Source organism: Streptosporangium sp. NBC_01755 (assembly GCF_035917995.1).
Classification (GTDB): domain Bacteria; phylum Actinomycetota; class Actinomycetes; order Streptosporangiales; family Streptosporangiaceae; genus Streptosporangium.
On sequence record NZ_CP109131.1, the window covers coordinates 2195071 to 2209970 of the forward strand.

Genomic DNA, 14900 nt, shown 5'->3' on the forward strand with positions numbered 1-14900 from the left:
TCTTGATGTGATGCGTTTCCTCTGCCCCGTCGCTTAGGCCGCGGGGAGAGGAATGCTCAGGCTTACCTCGGTGCCACCACCCTGGCGCGGTTCGATGGCCAGCCGCCCGGACAGCTCGCTCACCACCAGTGTCCGCACGATCTGCAGGCCCAGACTGGTGGTCTGGTCGAGGTCGAAGTCCTCTGGCAGCCCGCTGCCGTTGTCGGACACGATCACGTCCAGCCGCTCGGCCCCCCGTGACACGATCACCTGGAGCTTACCCTGACGCTGCGCCAGCCCGTGCTGGACCGCGTTCTGCAGCAACTCCGTGAGGACCATTGCCAGCGGCGTCGCGATCTCCGAGCGTAGCACCCCGAAGGTCCCGATTCGGCGCGGCACGACCTGCGTCTCCGGGGCAGCGACCTCTCCCGTCATCGCGATCACCCTATCGGCGATGTCGTCGAAGTCGACCTGTTCCTCGGGCGTATGAGAGAGCGTCTCGTGCACGATCGCGATCGACCCGACCCTGCGCACCGCCTCCTCCAGCGCCTCCCTGCCCTCCGGCAGTTGCAGCCGTCTGGCCTGGAGCCGAAGCAGCGCGGCCACCGTCTGCAGGTTGTTCTTCACCCGATGGTGGATCTCCCGGATGGTGGCGTCCTTGGTCATCAGCTCTCGCTCGCGGCGGCGCAGCTCGGTCACATCCCTGATGAGCACCAGCGCGCCGATCCTCCCGCCACCGACGATCAGCGGGATCGCCCGCAGTTGCACGACGGTGCCGCCCGACTCCACCTCCGTCTCCCTGGGCTCTCGCCCGCTCGCGACGATCATCAGGTTCTCGTTGATGGGCTCGTCGGAGTAACAGAGCGTGGCGGTCGTACGGCCCAGCTCCGCGCCGACCAGGTCGGCGGTGAGACCCAGCCGCCGGTAGGCGGACAGCGCGTTCGGTGAGGCGTACGTGACCCGGCCCGCCCGGTCAAGCCGGAGCAGCCCGTCGCCCACCCGCGGCGAGCGGACCAGGATCGGCTCGGCGCCGGAGAACGGGAAGCGGCCCTCGGCCACCATCTGGGCCAGGTCCGAGGCGCTCTGCAGGTACGTCAGCTCCAGCCTGGAGGGAGTCCGCGCGGAGGACAGGTTCGTCGAGCGCTGAATGATGCCCAGGAAGTGGTCGGCCCGCCGTACGGGAATGGTCTCCTCACGGACCGGCACCCCGCTCGACCAGTCCGGATCGCCCTCACGGCAGATACGTCGCTCGTTCCAGGCGATCTCCAGAAGCGGCCGTTCCCCCCTCGCCGCCGTCATGCCCACGATGTCGTCGTGATAGACGGTCGGCCCCGTGGTGGGCCGCATCTGCGCGATCGCGATCCAGCCGGAGCCGTCCTTCAGCGGGATCCACAGGATCAGGTCGGCAAAGGACAGGTCCGCGATGAGCTGCCAGTCGGAGACCAGCGAGTGCATCCACTCAAGGTCCGCATCGTCTAGCGCGGTGTGACGGACCGCCAGGTCGCTTAGAGTCGGCACCCGTGCATCATGCGTTCTTTCCAGGCCCGAACGCGAATCGGGTGAGTCCTGCTGAAAAGATGCCGCTTATGGAGCAGATTCCTGATCCGCTGATCCGGTTCCGTGCGGCAGCGGCCACGAGGGAGGCCGCGGGGCTGCGGCGGACCCTGCGCGCCCGCACGCCGGACGACGACGGCCTCATCGATCTGGCCTCCAACGACTACCTCGGCCTGGCCAGGGACGAGCGGCTGGCCGAGGCGGCCGTGGCGGCGACACGCATCTGGGGCACGGGCTCCACGGGTTCCCGCCTGGTCACCGGCTCCACTGCCCTGCACGCGCGCCTGGAGGCGCGCCTGTGCGCCTTCACCGGCGCGGAGGGCGCCCTGGTGTTCTCCTCCGGCTACCTGGCCAACCTGGCCGCCGTCGCGGCCCTGGGCAGGGATGCCCTGGTGGTCTCCGAGACGGGCAACCACGCGTCGATAGTGGACGCCTGCCGGCTGTCGCGCTCGCGGGTCGTGGTCACCCCGCACAAGGACGTCACGGCCGTGGAGAAGGCACTGGCCGACCGGGACGAGGCGCACGCGATCGTGGTCACGGACGCGGTCTTCTCCGTGGACGGCGATCTGGCCCCGCTCGCGGAGCTGCACGCGGCGACGGTACGGCAGGGTGCGCTGCTGGTCGTCGACGAGGCCCACTCGATCGGGGTCGTCGGGCCCCGCGGACAGGGCGCCGTGCACGCCGCGGGGCTGGCGGCCGAGCCGAACATTGTGAGAACGATCACATTGTCCAAGTCCCTGGGGTCCCAGGGGGGAGCCGTACTGGGCGCGCCCGAGGTGATCCAAACCCTTGTGGACACGGGCCGGTCGTTCATCTTCGACACCGGACTGGCGCCCGGCAGCGTGGCCGCGGCACTCGCCGCTGTCGATATCCTTCACCATCAGCCCGAACTGCCCGGACGCGTGCGAACCATGGCGAGGGAGCTGGCCGCTGTGGCCCGCGATCTCGGCCTGGAGAGCGGCGATCCAGCGGGTGCGGTCGTCCCCGTCGTGCTCGGCCCACCCGAGATCGCACTTCGGGCCGCCCTCATCTGTGTGGAACACGGGGTGCGCGTCGGATGCTTCCGGCCGCCCTCGGTACCGGTCGGCCGCTCTTGCCTGCGGTTGACGGCACGGGCCAATCTGAGTTCCGACGATCTAGCGGTGATCAGGGGTGCACTCACCGCCGTGGCCGAGATGAAGGTGACCATGTGAGCGACGACTCCCCAAGAATCCCGAAATATTACGACGTCAAGCGCAGCCTGCTCACCCTCACCAAGAGCCTGCCCGCGGGCAGCGCTCTGCCCCCCGAGCGAGCCCTCGCGGTCCGTTTCGAGACGTCGCGCACCACGGTGCGCCAGGCCCTGTCCGAGCTCGTGGTCGAGGGCCGCCTGGTGCGCATCCAGGGCAAGGGGACGTTCGTCGCACAGCCCAAGGTCGCCCAGGTCCTCCAGCTGACCTCCTACACCGGGGACCTGCGGACCGTCGGCCTCGAACCCGACACCAAGATCCTTGACATCAGCTACGTCACCGCCGATGAGCCGCTGGCCCGCCGCCTGGCCATCAACGCCGGCGGCCGCGTGCTGCGCATCCACCGGCTGCGCCTGGCCAGCGGAGAGCCGATGTCGATCGACACCACCCACCTGTCGGCCCGGCGCTTCCCCCGCCTGCGGCGGGAGCTGGAGGTGCACTCCTCGCTGTACGAGACGCTGTACAACGCGTACAACGTGCGGCTGACCGACGCCGAGGAGATCATCGAGACCGTGCTGGCCACCCCGTACGACGCGCAGGTGCTCGGCGTCGACGCGGGCCTGCCGCTGCTCCTGCTCACCAGGCACGCCTTCGACGCGGACGGTAACCCGGTCGAGTGGGCCCAGTCCCTGTACCGGGGCGACCGCTACAAGTTCGTCACCCGCCTGCGCCGCCCCTGACCCACCTAAGGTGGGACGGGTGAGCATTCTCGTGGTCACCGGGACCGACACCGGGGTGGGAAAGACCGTCGTCACCGCGGCGGTGGCCTCGCTCGCCAGGGAGCGGGGCTCCTCCGTGGCCGTGGTGAAGCCCGCGCAGACCGGGGTCTCCGGTGCCGAGCCCGGTGACATGGAAGACGTCATCCGGCTGTCCGGGGTGCGGACGACCTTCGAGGTGGCCAGGTATCCCGCCGCGCTGTCCCCCGCTGCGGCGGCGCGCCTGGCCGGCCTGCCGCCGGTCTCCCTCTCGCTGGTGGCGGACCGGATCAGGGAGCTGGCCGGCTCGCACCGGCTGGTGATCGTCGAGGGGGCGGGCGGGCTGCTCGTCCGCTTCGACGAGGAGGGGGCGACCCTGGCCGATCTGGCCAGGACGCTCTCGGCGCCGGTGCTCCTGGTGACCAGAGCCGGGCTGGGTACGCTCAACCACACCGCGCTGACGCTGGAGGCGATGGCCCACCGAGGGCTGGAGCCGGCCGGGGTGGTGATCGGCTCCTGGCCGGCCGAGCCCGGCCCCGCCGAGCGGAGCAACGTCGCGGACCTGGAGATGCTGGCCGCCCGGCCGCTGGCGGGCGCCATGCCCGAGGGAGCCGGGCGGCTGGAGCGGGGCTCCTTCGCCAGCGCCGCCCACCTGGGGCTGGGGCCGCCTCTGGGCGGTGGCTTCGACCCCGCCGCCTTCCGCACCACCCTTAGGCTTTCCCCGTAGCCACGGCCGCGGATCAGAACCGTTCGACGCCCTCCCCCGGTGGAAGCCGGGAATCCCCCATCTTCCCGGAGTCGGCACCCGGGATCTCCAACACCGGAGGTATTTGATGAGCGACATCCTTGAGATCGCCCGGACGCAGGTCCTGCAGGAGGGCCGCGGTCTCGACGCCGCACAGGCCCTGCGCTGCCTGGAGCTGCCGGATGACCGCCTGGCCGAGCTGCTGGCCCTGGCCCACGAGGTGCGGATGAAGTGGTGCGGTCCCGAGGTGGAGGTCGAGGGGATCGTCTCCCTCAAGACCGGCGGCTGCCCCGAGGACTGCCACTTCTGCTCACAATCGGGGCAGTTCTCCTCACCGGTCCGCGCCGTCTGGCTGGACATCCCCTCACTGGTCGAGGCCGCCAGGGAGACCGCCGCGACCGGGGCCACCGAGTTCTGCATCGTGGCCGCCGTGAGAGGACCCGACCAGCGCCTGATGGACCAGGTCCGCCAGGGCGTGAAGGCGATCCGTGAGGCGGTCGACATCAACGTCGCGTGCTCGCTGGGCATGCTCACCCAGGCGCAGGTCGACGAGCTGGCCGAGATGGGCGTGCACCGCTACAACCACAACCTGGAGACCGCGAGGTCGCACTTCGGGAAGGTCGTCACCACCCACACCTGGGAGGAGCGCTGGGACACCTGCCTGATGGTGCGCGAGGCCGGTATGGAACTGTGCTGCGGCGGCATCGTGGGCATGGGCGAGACGCGAGAGCAGCGGGCCGAGTTCGCCGGGCAACTCGGCGAGCTGGCACCCGACGAGGTTCCGCTGAACTTCCTCAACCCGCGCCCCGGCACGCCCTTCGAGTCCTTCCCGCTGCTGGAGGGGGCCGAGGCACTCCGGACGATCGCCACCTTCAGGCTCGCGCTACCCCGCACGATCCTGCGTTACGCGGGCGGCCGCGAGCTGACTCTGGGCGACCTGGGCACCCGCGACGGCATGCTCGGCGGCATCAACGCGATCATCGTGGGGAACTACCTGACCACCCTGGGCCGCACGGCCGAGGCCGACCTCGGCCTGCTGGCGGACCTGAAGATGCCCATCAAGGCGCTCTCCGACACTCTCTGAGCCTCCCGCCGACGAAGCCGGTCGCCTGTTTCCCGCCAGATGCCGTATGTGCCACCCGCATCAGGCGAGGGGATCCGGGCAGGGAGAACAATCCATGTTCGGCTAAGTGACTGACTGGTAGGTTGCGCGATATGGAGTCTCCGAAGCACGCAGGTGACATCGCGGTCGCCGTCTCCAAGGCATACGGCATCGAGACCATGTTCACCCTGTCGGGTGGGCATGTCTTCCCGCTCTACGACGGGGCTGTCCACGAGGGGATGTCCATCCTCGACGTCCGCCACGAGCAAAGTGCCGTCTTCGCCGCCGAGGCGACCGCGCGGCTTACCCGCAAACCCGGACTGGCCGTGCTCACCGCGGGGCCCGGCATCACCAACGGCGTCAGCGGGGTGGCCACCGCGCACTTCAACGGGTCCCCCGTCGTGGTCATGGGAGGCCGGGCCCCGCAGTCTCGGTGGGGGTCGGGCGCGCTGCAGGAGATCGACCACCCACCGCTGTTCGCGCCGATCACCAAGCTGGCCTTCACCGGCTCGGGCCCCGACTCCGTCGCGCAGGACGTGGAGATGGCCTTCCGTACCGCCCTCGCCCCGCACCGCGGCCCCGTGTTCCTCGACTTCCACATGGACCACCTCTTCTCGGCCGCACCCCCGCTCGAAGGTGCCCCCGAGACGCTGACCCCGTCGCCGCTGGAGCCCGACCCCGACGCGCTGGCCGCGATCGCCCGTCTGATCGCCGAGGCCCGGCGCCCGGTGCTGGTGCTCGGCTCCGACGTGTGGATGGACCGCGCCGAGGAGGTCGCCAGGAGCTTCGCCGAGGAGTACCGCCTGCCGGTCATCCCCAACGGCCAGGGCCGCGGCGTCCTGCCCGCCGGCCACGAACTGCTGGTCACCCGGGCCAGGGGAATGGCGTTCTCCCAGGCCGACCTGGTGATCGTGGCCGGCACCCCGATCGACTTCCGCCTCGGCTACGGCTGGTTCGGTGGCAAGGACGGCACCCCGCTCGCCAAGGTCGTGCACCTGGCCGACACGCCGTCGCAGCTGACCACGCACATGGACCCCGTCGGCGCCGCCGCCGGTGACCTCTCGCTGCTCTTCTGGGGGCTCGGCATGGCCTGTGCCGAAGCGGGCGTGTCTCCCAAGGCCTACGCGCCCTGGGTGACCCGGCTCTCCGAGGCGGCCTCGGCCGCCGTCGCCGCCGACACCGCCCTGCTGGAGTCCGCGGCCGACCCGATCCACCCGATGCGGATCTACGGCGAGCTGGGCAAGGTCCTCGCCGACGACGCCGTGGTGATCGGTGACGGCGGCGACTTCGTCTCGTACGCGGGCAAGTACGTCGAGCCGAGGCAGCCGGGAAACTGGCTCGACCCGGGTCCGTACGGCTGCCTGGGCACGGGCCTGGGTTACGCCATCGCCGCCCGGGTGGCCCGCCCCTCCTCGCAGGTGGTGCTGCTGCTCGGCGACGGCGCGGCCGGCTTCTCGCTGATGGACGTCGACACGCTCGTGCGGCACCGCCTGCCGGTCGTGATGATCTGCGGCAACAACGGCATGTGGGGTCTGGAGAAGCACCCCATGCAGATGCTCTACGGCTATGACGTGGCCGCGGACCTCCAGCCGCAGTGCCGCTACGACCAGGTGGTGACCGCCCTCGGCGGCGGCGGCGAGCTCGTCACCGACCCCTCGCAGATCGGCCCGGCCCTGCGCCGCGCGTTCGACTCCGGTGTGCCCTACATGGTCAACATCGCCACCGACCCCTCGGTGGCCTACCCCCGCCAGACCACGGGCATCTAGAGACGCCCCGCGCCCCGGTCCCGCGTGCGGGACCGGGGCGGCTACCTCGCGAGCCTAGGGTTTGGGGGTCGGCGTGGGGGTCGGCGTGGGCGGGCAGTCGACGTTGACGGCGATGATCTCCACCGGCTTGGCCGGATCCCACATCGTGCCCGCGCCGGGGCGTGACTCGACCACCCCGACGCACCGGGAGTGGTCGACGTCGGCACTGTAGGAGAGCTTCACCTTGAAGCCCGCCTGCTTGAGCGTCGCGCTCGCGGCCCCCGGCGTCATCCCGACGGTGGCCGGAACGCTCTTCTTCGGCAGCGAAGTGGGGGTGGGAGTGGGAGTCGGGGTGGGAGTCGGGGTGGGGGTCCGCGACTTCGTGGCCGTCGGGGTGGGGGACGACGGCCTGTCGCCCTGGGTTTCCGTCGGCGTGGGCCGCTCGTCCGGGGTCAGGCGGGTCACCGTAGGAGTGGGGGTCCGCGACTTGCGGTTCCCCTGCTTCTGCGGCGTCGGCGACGTGCTGACGGTGGGCACCGTTTGCCCCCCCATGAGGTCGGGGTCAGGGACCGAGCCTGAGGCCGCCAGCCCGTTGATCGCCACCGTGACGAGGCCGACGCATATCGCGCCCGCCGCCACCGACGCCGCGATCACCCCTCCCTTGCGCCTCTGCTTCGGCGCGGCGCGGCGACCGCGGTGCTGCGAGACCGTCTCGGTGACCGGCCCCACCCCGTGCGCCGACGTGGTGGGGTGCTGCACCGCGTCCTGCCAGCCGCCCGTCTGCGGCATGGCCGGCCCCTGGCCCTGCCAACCGGTCTGTCCCTGCGGCCCCTGCTGGGGTGCCTGCACCTGCCATCCGGTCTCCGGGACGTTCCCTGCCTGCGGCGACAGCGCGGTGGCATCCTCCGAGCCGAAGGCCGCCTGCCTGGCGGCGGCGCTCATGGCGGCGGCACTGGGGAAGCGCCGGGCCGGATCCTTGGCGAGGGAGCGCTCCACAAGCGCCCGGACCGCGGGCGGGACGTCCGGCGGCAGCGGCGGCGGCGCCTCTCGGATGTGCTTGAGCGCGATGGTGACCGGCGTGTCACCGTCGAACGGGCGCTGCCCGGCCAGGCACTCGTACGCCACCACGCCCAGCGCGTAGATGTCCACGGCGGGCGTGACGGGTGCGCCCTCCGCCTGCTCCGGCGCGCAGTAGGCGGCGGTGCCGAGCACCATGCCCGCGTCCGTCAGCCGGCTGGCGGTGTCGGATCTGGCGATGCCGAAGTCGGTGAGCACCAGGGTGCCGTCCGACCGCACCAGCAGGTTGCCCGGCTTGATGTCCCGATGGACGATGCCCTGGTCGTGGACCGCCTGCAGCGCCGAGGCCGCCTGGGAGATGAGGTCCATCGCGGCCCCGGGGGCGATGCGTCGCAGCCGCCCGAGCAGGCGGTCGAGCGGCTCGCCGTCGACGAACTTCATCACCAGGTACGCCGTAGCCCCCGCGCCGGGTACCTCGTGAACCCCGTAGTCGTACACGTCGACGACCCCGGGATGGTTGATCGTCGCCATCGCCCTGGCCTCGCCCTGGAAGCGAACCAGGAAGCCCGGATCGTCGGTACGGCCCGGGAGCAGCACCTTGACGGCGACGGTGCGGGCCAGGACCATGTCCTCGCCCTTCCACACCTCGCCCATACCACCGGCGCCGATGCGGGTGTTTAGGCGATACCGCCCCGCCAGCGTCGTGCCTTGGGCCACCATGACTCCCCCGTAACCCTCTCCACTCCTACCCCAGAGCTCTCCAACAAAGCGGATTCGCATCGCGGCACCATCACGGCGCTGTAACGAAACCCTGCATGCCGTATAGCTCGCAAAAAAGACGCGTGCCGTAGCATCGCACAAAATCCGGCACTTTTGGCGTACTTATACACCTTGCAGGCCTCTGCGTCCGGGGCGACCCGGGAGGCAGGCTCGAAACAGCCAACCCGGATGTCACGACGGCAACCCGCGACACATCAGCAAAGCGTGTAAACCCTACAAGACTACGCAGATAAGGCGTAAGCCGGGGCGAAAGCAGCTCATATCCACCGAACCACGTTCGAGGGAAAAGCCCGGCGCACCGTACTCACCGTCAGCCGCTCGTCACACCGTGCTCGGCACAGCGCGCGGACCAGCCACCGGGGGTCACCTGCACCACCATCCGGCGGCGGCAGCGGGCACAGTAACGGGGCGGCTCCATCACGCGAGCGGCCCGGCACCCGGCGTGGTCGGCCTCGCCCTCCGGGCGGCCACAGTGGTCGCAGTACGGGGTCACAAGACAGACCCTATGCTGGCGCGCATGACGCTCGCTCCCGGTCTGCAGGCACGGCTTCTCATCATGGTGGAGAGAGAGGACACCGCGGCGAAGGTCGGCAGCGGGGACGTCCCCGTGCTGGCCACCCCTCGCGTGCTGGCCCTCGCGGAACAGGCGACCCGCCAGGCGGTCGCGGGAGCTCTGGCCCCCGGCCAGACCTCCGTGGGCACACGGGTCTCCCTGGAGCACCTGGCGGCCAGCCCGGTAGGCGCACACGTCGAGGTCGCCGTCGAACTCACCGAGGTCGACGGCCGCCGCCTGGTCTTCGGCTTCACCGCCCGCGACCGGGAGGCCCTCGTCGCGAGCGGAACGATCGAGCGCGTCGTCGTCGACCGCGAGCGCTTCCTCGCGCGCCTCACCCCCGGAGGGGGAACTACTCGATGACGGCGATCAGGTCGCCCTCCTGGATGACGTCACCCTCGGCGACCTGCAACTTGGCGATCACGCCGCTGTCCTCAGTGAGGACGGGGATCTCCATCTTCATCGACTCAAGAATGAGCAGGGTGTCGCCGTCCTCGACGGTGTCACCCTCGGCCACGAGGATCTTCCAGACATTCGCCACCATCTCAGCGCGGATCTCAGCCACCGGAAACTCCCATCATTCAACGTTCTCCAACTGTGCCAGACAGAGCTGATCATGCTCGCATACGAGATACCAGCCCTGTGCCGTACTTTCCATCGAGGAACTCCGGCCGTTCCAGCGGCTCCAGGCAGAACGACAGGTTTGTTCTTCGGACCTCCCCCAGAAGCTTGCCACGGCCTCCCGGGCGCGCTCCAGACCCTCCTGCCACACTCCAGACCCTCCTGCACACTCCAAGACCCTCCTGTACGCTCAAGAGCTCAAGAGCCTCCCGGGCGCGCTCCAGAGCGCGGAACCGTTCGCCCGAAACCACCGATCGCGGCACGCGATCTGCAGGAACCCCGTAAGGGTGAGCGGACGGAAACCTCCGGGAATCGGCGTGTACCTGTAGGGGAAGCCTAAAGCCGATGGATCGGGGCCAGCCTGTCGATCACTCTGGCCATCGCCTCGACGACCGTCGGATCGTACTCCCTGCCCGCGCCGAGACGGAGCCGCTCCAGCGCGGCACCGGCCCGGTCACGGTCGCTGGAACCACCTACCAGATCGTCGTAGGCGTTGGCCGCCTTGATGATGTGGCTGGCCGTGGGCGGCATCTCGGCGCAGGTGTCACACTGACGACGGACGATCTCGGCCACCCGGTCCAGCACCCCGGTCTGCCTGATCACCTCCGCACCCAGCTCTGCGATGCGCCGTGCCTGCTCGGGATCGGTGAGGACCGTGGCACCACCGGGAATCGGGTCGCGCAGCGACAGCTGACCGATGTCGTGCATGAGCGCGGCGTATTCGAGTTCCAGCAGCTCGGGCTCGGCCGTGCCGAGCTCCCGCCCGACCGCCACCGCCAGGCGGCTCACCCGGCGGGAGTGCCCCGGCTCGACGTAGCCACCGACCTCGGTGACCCGCGACAGCGCGCGTACGGTCTGCAGGTAGGTGGCCCTGATCCCGGCATACTTGCGGAAGGCGACCTGGGTGACCAGTAGCGGTGCCGCGAAGACCAGCAGCGCGGCCATGTCCATGCTGTGTGAGGCGAGCGCGAGCAGGATGCCCGAGGCCGCGACGGCGGCCCCCAGCGGCGCGGCCATCCACAGCTCGTCGTGAACGGCCACCTTGAAGGCGGCACGCACCTGCTCGGCCCGGAGCATGGCGGCCAGCAGCACGTCGGCCACCACCATGAGCAGGATGAACAGGGCCATCACGCCGAGTGCGGGCCACCAGCCACTCTCATCGTCTCTGGCCAGGTCGAACAGTGGCCCGGCCAGCGGCCGGTAGGCCAGCGCGAGCAGGGCACCGGTGAGCAGCCTGCGCGCCATCGCGTCCAGGCGGGGCGGGCGGCCCACCGCGAGATGCGGCAGTGCCCCGGCGACCATGCCGACCGAGAGCACCGCGACGACCTGAAGCGCCGAGTGCCGGGTGGGAACGCCGCCCATGTCCAGCAGGAGCGTGTAACCGAGCGCGGCCGCCGCGCCGATCGGCGCCACCTCCCTGTTGCCGGGCATGGTCAGCCTGGCCAGTTCCCCTGCCGCGATCAACGCGCCGAAGGCGACGGCGATCTGGGGATCGAGCAACCCTGTCGCGGCCGTGTGGGCCACCCCGGCCACCGCCAGGAGGCCCGCCGCGCAGATCAGCAGAAGCTGGCCCGAGTCGAGCGTCTGGAAAGCCCGGTTGACCCCGGAGCCGTTCATCGCTCGGACACCACCTGAATGGGCATGGTCGGGTCGTCGTGGTCCTTCGTGGTGGTCTCCGCCACGTCGGCCGGGGGTGTGACGACGGTGCGCGGCGGCTCCCAGCCGTCACGGTCGACCGCCCTGATGAACGCGACGACCATCACCGGGTCGAACTGGGTGCCGGCCCCCTTGCGCAACTCGGTCATGGCCACCTCGCGCGGGCGGGCGTTGCGGTAGGAACGGTCCGAGGTCATCGAGTCGAAGGCGTCGGCCACCGCGATGATCCTGGCGAACTCGGGGATCTCGTCCCCCGCCAGCCCCATCGGGTAGCCCTTGCCGTCCTGCCGCTCGTGGTGGTGCATGATCCCGGCGAACGCCTCGTCCAGAAAGTCGATGCCGCGCACGATCTCCAGCCCGCGCATCGGGTGGAGCTGGATGGCCGCGAACTCCTCCTCGCTGAGCGGGCCGTCCTTCTGCAGCACCTTGGTCGGCACGCCCAGCTTGCCCACGTCGTGGAGCATTCCGGCGTAGCGGATCGCGCGCAACCGCTCGGACCCCATGCCGATCTCCTCGGCGATCATTCCTGCGGCCAGGGAGACGCGGGTGCAGTGGCCGCGCGTGTAGTAGTCCTTGGTCTCCACCGCCTGGCAGAGCGCGGCGATCGTGGCGTCGTAGGAGCGCTGCTGCGCGAAGTATTGACCGAAGGCCCAGCGAGCCACGAAGAGCGGGAGCAGCACGAGCACCGCGGAGATCGAGCTGACCGTGGCCCACAGCCCCGCGATCAGCAGGCCGAAGGTGGCGTAACCGAAGTAGGAGACCATGAACTGGGCCAGGCCCCGCAGCGGCACCTGATCGGCCTGGCCCGTGAACGTCAGCACGAACGCGATCAGGACGAAGTTGAGGGGCACGAAGACGGCCGCCGCGCCCGCGAACGGCACGATGATCTCGTCGAATCCGGCGACGGTGGGCACCTCGGCCCTGCCGCCGAGCGCCACGTAGACCCGGCCCGCGACGTAGCCACAGATGGCGAACTGGGCGCTGTTGAACAGCCGCTTCACCAGCGGCAGGCCTGGCCGCACGCTGAACATGGCCGTCATGCCGACCAGCGCCGCCCCCTCGGGGCCGAGCAGCACCACCGCGGCGAGCACTGCGGAGAAGCTGACCGACACCGCCGCCTGCTTGACGTTCAGCAGGGTGGGCACCGACTCGCACACCAGGAACAGCAGGGCCAGCACCATGAGGTTGGACCAGTCGAGCCGATCCAGACGACCGTCCGCCGCCACGCTGTATCCGAGCAGCACGAAGGCGGCTCCGATGACAAGGATCAGATAAACCTTGGCAAACCATGGCAGTCCACGCAAAGCGGCCACCCTAGGGTTCCGAAAGGCGCGCGTTCAGGTCCAGGAGATCCCAGGATGGGCCGGGTCGACCATTTCCTTCAACATGCGCTGCCTCCACGTCGATTTCGCACTCAGGCTACAGAAGCGAACCAGATCAGGAGGGCAAGACAGCCAATCACAAGCAAAGCGTAACCGGCCAATCACCGATTGACATCGCGTTTGGCGCCGGGACCGCCGACTTCACCCGGCAGACGGGTCGCCTCCCGGCTGTGGTTCCCACGTTCGAGGCCGCCAGGTCTACTGAGTCGGCCCGGCGTCTCCGTGCAGCGAAGGAGTCACCGGCGCCGGAAAATCCACAGACCCGAGAGGCCGTCGGCCACTCGCACCCCGGCCCCAAGCCCTGAGTGTGCCACGGCGGAGCCCGCCGACAGCCCACGAAACGGGCGCCGGGTACTACAGGCTCGCGTTCCTGGTCCTCGCCCAGTCGACCGTGGCCTTCAGGCCCGCGGCCAGGTCTGTCTGGGGGCGCCAGCCGAGCCCATCGAGGGCGGGGGCCGGATCGACGGCCATGGCCGGTAGATCTCCCAGACGGGCCGGCGCCTCACCCGGCTCGTCGACGGCCCCCGCCGCCGCGGCGACCAGGGAGTGCAGCCTCCGGTCGGTGGTCTCGACTCCGGTGCCCAGGTTGAAGCGGCCGCCGCCCCCCTTGGTGCCACAGGCGCGGGCGAAGCCGTCGACCACGTCGTCGACGAAGATGTAGTCGCGAGTCTGGGTACCGTCGCCGTACACCACCGTGGGGGTGCCGTTGAGCAGCGCGTCCGTGAAGATGGCGACCACCCCCGCCTCGCCGTCGGGCGACTGGCGCGGACCGTAGACGTTGGAGAGCACCAGCGTGGTGTAGTCGATGCCGTGCAGCGCCTTGAACGTGGCCAGGTAGGTCTCCGCGCTGAGCTTGGAGGCCGCGTACGGAGAGCGCGGGTCGGTCGCCGCGGCGCCGGGGACCGGAATGACCGCCGGCCTGCCGTAGACCGCGACCGAGGAGGCGAAGACGACCTTGCGGGTGCCACCGTGGTGGGCGGCCGTCAGGACCGACGCGGTGCCCTCGACGTTGAGCCTGGCGTCGTGTACCGGGTCGGCCACGCTCTTGCGCACGCTGATCTGCGCGGCGAGGTGGCAGACGACCTCGGGTCTCCACTCGGCAGCCAGGCCGATCAGGGCCGGGTCCCGGATGTCCATCACATGCAGGGCGAACAGGGGGCTCTCCGCGGCGCGGACCAGGTTGCCGCGGTCGCCGCCGGACAGGTCGTCCACCACCGCGACCTCGTGCCCGTCGGCCAGCAGCCGGTCAACGAGGGTGGATCCGATGAACCCCGCCCCACCGGTCACGAGTATGCGCATGAGCAACCCCCATCGTCGTGTGACTCCTCCGCTCCACGAGGGGAGTGGCTTCCCGGTTTCCTCGGCCGAGGGAACCGACGGCCAAGCCATGACCGTTTCGAACCCAGGAACCATAACAGGGAAGCGATTCACCCGCCGGGTGAACCCGGCGGCCCTCGCCGGACTCGACGGCCACGACCGTACCGAAATCCCGGGAGGTCGATCAGTAGTCGGGTCGGCCCCCACCAGGAGGCACTCACCTACACCATCACTGTCAGTGGGCGAGTTCGGAGCGTACCTGGTCGATCCGGCTGAGCACCTTGGCCCGCAGGTCTTCCGAGACGTGCTCGCAGCCGCAGTGCTTGGCGACGAGTTGCTTGACGACCTGCTCCAGGCCGTACTCCTCCAGGCAGGGGTGGCACTCGTCCAGGTGCTGGCGGATGTCCGCGCAGTTACTCTCGTCGAGCTCGCCGTCCAGGTAGGTGTAGACCTTGTCCAGGACCTCACGACAGTCGGTGTCGTGGTGCTCGCCACAGCTCATGCGATCACCCCGCCCAGGGGTGA

General features: G+C 70.0%; 14 protein-coding genes. 6 read left to right on the forward strand and 8 right to left on the reverse strand.

Annotated features, from left to right (window positions below; translation table 11 throughout):
* Window positions 1-33: 33 nt before the first annotated feature.
* Window positions 34-1497: a sensor histidine kinase gene (locus OG884_RS09955; protein WP_326644342.1), complete on the reverse strand. Its 1464-nt coding sequence runs from the start codon at window positions 1495-1497 to the stop codon at window positions 34-36.
* A gap of 68 nt (window positions 1498-1565) precedes the next feature.
* On the opposite strand from OG884_RS09955, the gene OG884_RS09960 reads away from it, so the two are divergent.
* The 5 genes from OG884_RS09960 (at window position 1566) to OG884_RS09980 (ending at window position 7070) form a co-directional block, all read left to right on the forward strand.
* Window positions 1566-2726, forward strand: coding sequence for an 8-amino-7-oxononanoate synthase (locus OG884_RS09960; RefSeq protein WP_326644344.1), 1161 nt, complete (start codon window positions 1566-1568; stop codon window positions 2724-2726).
* The gene (locus OG884_RS09965) at window positions 2723-3442 is read left to right on the forward strand and encodes a GntR family transcriptional regulator (RefSeq protein ID WP_326644347.1); all 720 of its coding nucleotides are present in this window, start codon (window positions 2723-2725) and stop codon (window positions 3440-3442) included. The genes OG884_RS09960 and OG884_RS09965 overlap by 4 nt, the downstream gene beginning before the upstream one ends.
* A 19-nt stretch (window positions 3443-3461) precedes the next feature.
* Window positions 3462-4184 (forward strand): dethiobiotin synthase, encoded by a 723-nt coding sequence (gene bioD, locus OG884_RS09970; RefSeq protein WP_326644349.1) that lies wholly within the window; start codon window positions 3462-3464, stop codon window positions 4182-4184.
* A 106-nt stretch (window positions 4185-4290) separates the two neighbouring features.
* A complete protein-coding gene (gene bioB, locus OG884_RS09975) occupies window positions 4291-5286 on the forward strand; it encodes a biotin synthase BioB (RefSeq protein WP_326644351.1) in 996 nt (331 codons plus the stop codon).
* 131 nt (window positions 5287-5417) lie between these two features.
* Window positions 5418-7070: an acetolactate synthase gene (locus OG884_RS09980; protein WP_326644353.1), complete on the forward strand. Its 1653-nt coding sequence runs from the start codon at window positions 5418-5420 to the stop codon at window positions 7068-7070.
* Between the two features lie 54 nt (window positions 7071-7124).
* Here the strand turns inward: OG884_RS09980 and OG884_RS09985 are convergent, their stop codons facing one another.
* Both OG884_RS09985 and bsaP read right to left on the reverse strand, forming a co-directional pair.
* Window positions 7125-8786 carry a serine/threonine-protein kinase gene (locus OG884_RS09985; RefSeq protein WP_326644354.1) on the reverse strand — a complete coding sequence of 554 codons (1662 nt, stop codon included), beginning with the start codon at window positions 8784-8786 and terminating at the stop codon, window positions 7125-7127.
* Window positions 8787-9156: 370 nt separating this feature from the next.
* Entirely contained in the window at window positions 9157-9339 is a 183-nt protein-coding gene (gene bsaP / locus OG884_RS09990; protein WP_211264308.1) for a biotin synthase auxiliary protein BsaP, read from the reverse strand.
* A gap of 24 nt (window positions 9340-9363) precedes the next feature.
* Here bsaP and OG884_RS09995 point away from each other — a divergent pair, with 24 nt between their 5' ends.
* Window positions 9364-9762 (forward strand): thioesterase family protein, encoded by a 399-nt coding sequence (locus OG884_RS09995; RefSeq protein WP_326644359.1) that lies wholly within the window; start codon window positions 9364-9366, stop codon window positions 9760-9762.
* Here OG884_RS09995 and OG884_RS10000 read toward each other — a convergent pair.
* The 5 genes from OG884_RS10000 to rsrA form a co-directional block, all read right to left on the reverse strand.
* Window positions 9752-9964 carry a biotin/lipoyl-binding carrier protein gene (locus OG884_RS10000; RefSeq protein ID WP_326644361.1) on the reverse strand — a complete coding sequence of 71 codons (213 nt, stop codon included), beginning with the start codon at window positions 9962-9964 and terminating at the stop codon, window positions 9752-9754. The genes OG884_RS09995 and OG884_RS10000 overlap by 11 nt on opposite strands.
* Before the next feature lie 392 nt (window positions 9965-10356).
* Entirely contained in the window at window positions 10357-11637 is a 1281-nt protein-coding gene (locus OG884_RS10005) for an HD-GYP domain-containing protein (RefSeq protein WP_326644362.1), read from the reverse strand.
* Window positions 11634-12980, reverse strand: coding sequence for an HD-GYP domain-containing protein (locus OG884_RS10010; protein ID WP_326644364.1), 1347 nt, complete (start codon window positions 12978-12980; stop codon window positions 11634-11636). Before OG884_RS10010 ends, OG884_RS10005 begins: the two co-directional genes overlap by 4 nt.
* 432 nt (window positions 12981-13412) lie before the next feature.
* Window positions 13413-14357: an NAD-dependent epimerase/dehydratase family protein gene (locus OG884_RS10015; protein WP_326644366.1), complete on the reverse strand. Its 945-nt coding sequence runs from the start codon at window positions 14355-14357 to the stop codon at window positions 13413-13415.
* A gap of 253 nt (window positions 14358-14610) precedes the next feature.
* Window positions 14611-14877, reverse strand: coding sequence for a mycothiol system anti-sigma-R factor (gene rsrA, locus OG884_RS10020; RefSeq protein WP_326644368.1), 267 nt, complete (start codon window positions 14875-14877; stop codon window positions 14611-14613).
* Between the last annotated feature and the right edge of the window lie 23 nt (window positions 14878-14900).

Coding starts and splice junctions, on each gene's coding strand:
- OG884_RS09960 (WP_326644344.1), top strand. CDS start 1,566: ATGGAGCAGATTCCTGATCCGCTGATCCGGTTCCGTGCGGCAGCGGCC.
- bioB (WP_326644351.1), top strand. CDS start 4,291: ATGAGCGACATCCTTGAGATCGCCCGGACGCAGGTCCTGCAGGAGGGC.
- OG884_RS09980 (WP_326644353.1), top strand. CDS start 5,418: ATGGAGTCTCCGAAGCACGCAGGTGACATCGCGGTCGCCGTCTCCAAG.
- OG884_RS09985 (WP_326644354.1), bottom strand. CDS start 8,786: ATGGTGGCCCAAGGCACGACGCTGGCGGGGCGGTATCGCCTAAACACC.
- OG884_RS09995 (WP_326644359.1), top strand. CDS start 9,364: ATGACGCTCGCTCCCGGTCTGCAGGCACGGCTTCTCATCATGGTGGAG.
- OG884_RS10005 (WP_326644362.1), bottom strand. CDS start 11,637: ATGAACGGCTCCGGGGTCAACCGGGCTTTCCAGACGCTCGACTCGGGC.
- OG884_RS10015 (WP_326644366.1), bottom strand. CDS start 14,357: ATGCGCATACTCGTGACCGGTGGGGCGGGGTTCATCGGATCCACCCTC.
- rsrA (WP_326644368.1), bottom strand. CDS start 14,877: ATGAGCTGTGGCGAGCACCACGACACCGACTGTCGTGAGGTCCTGGAC.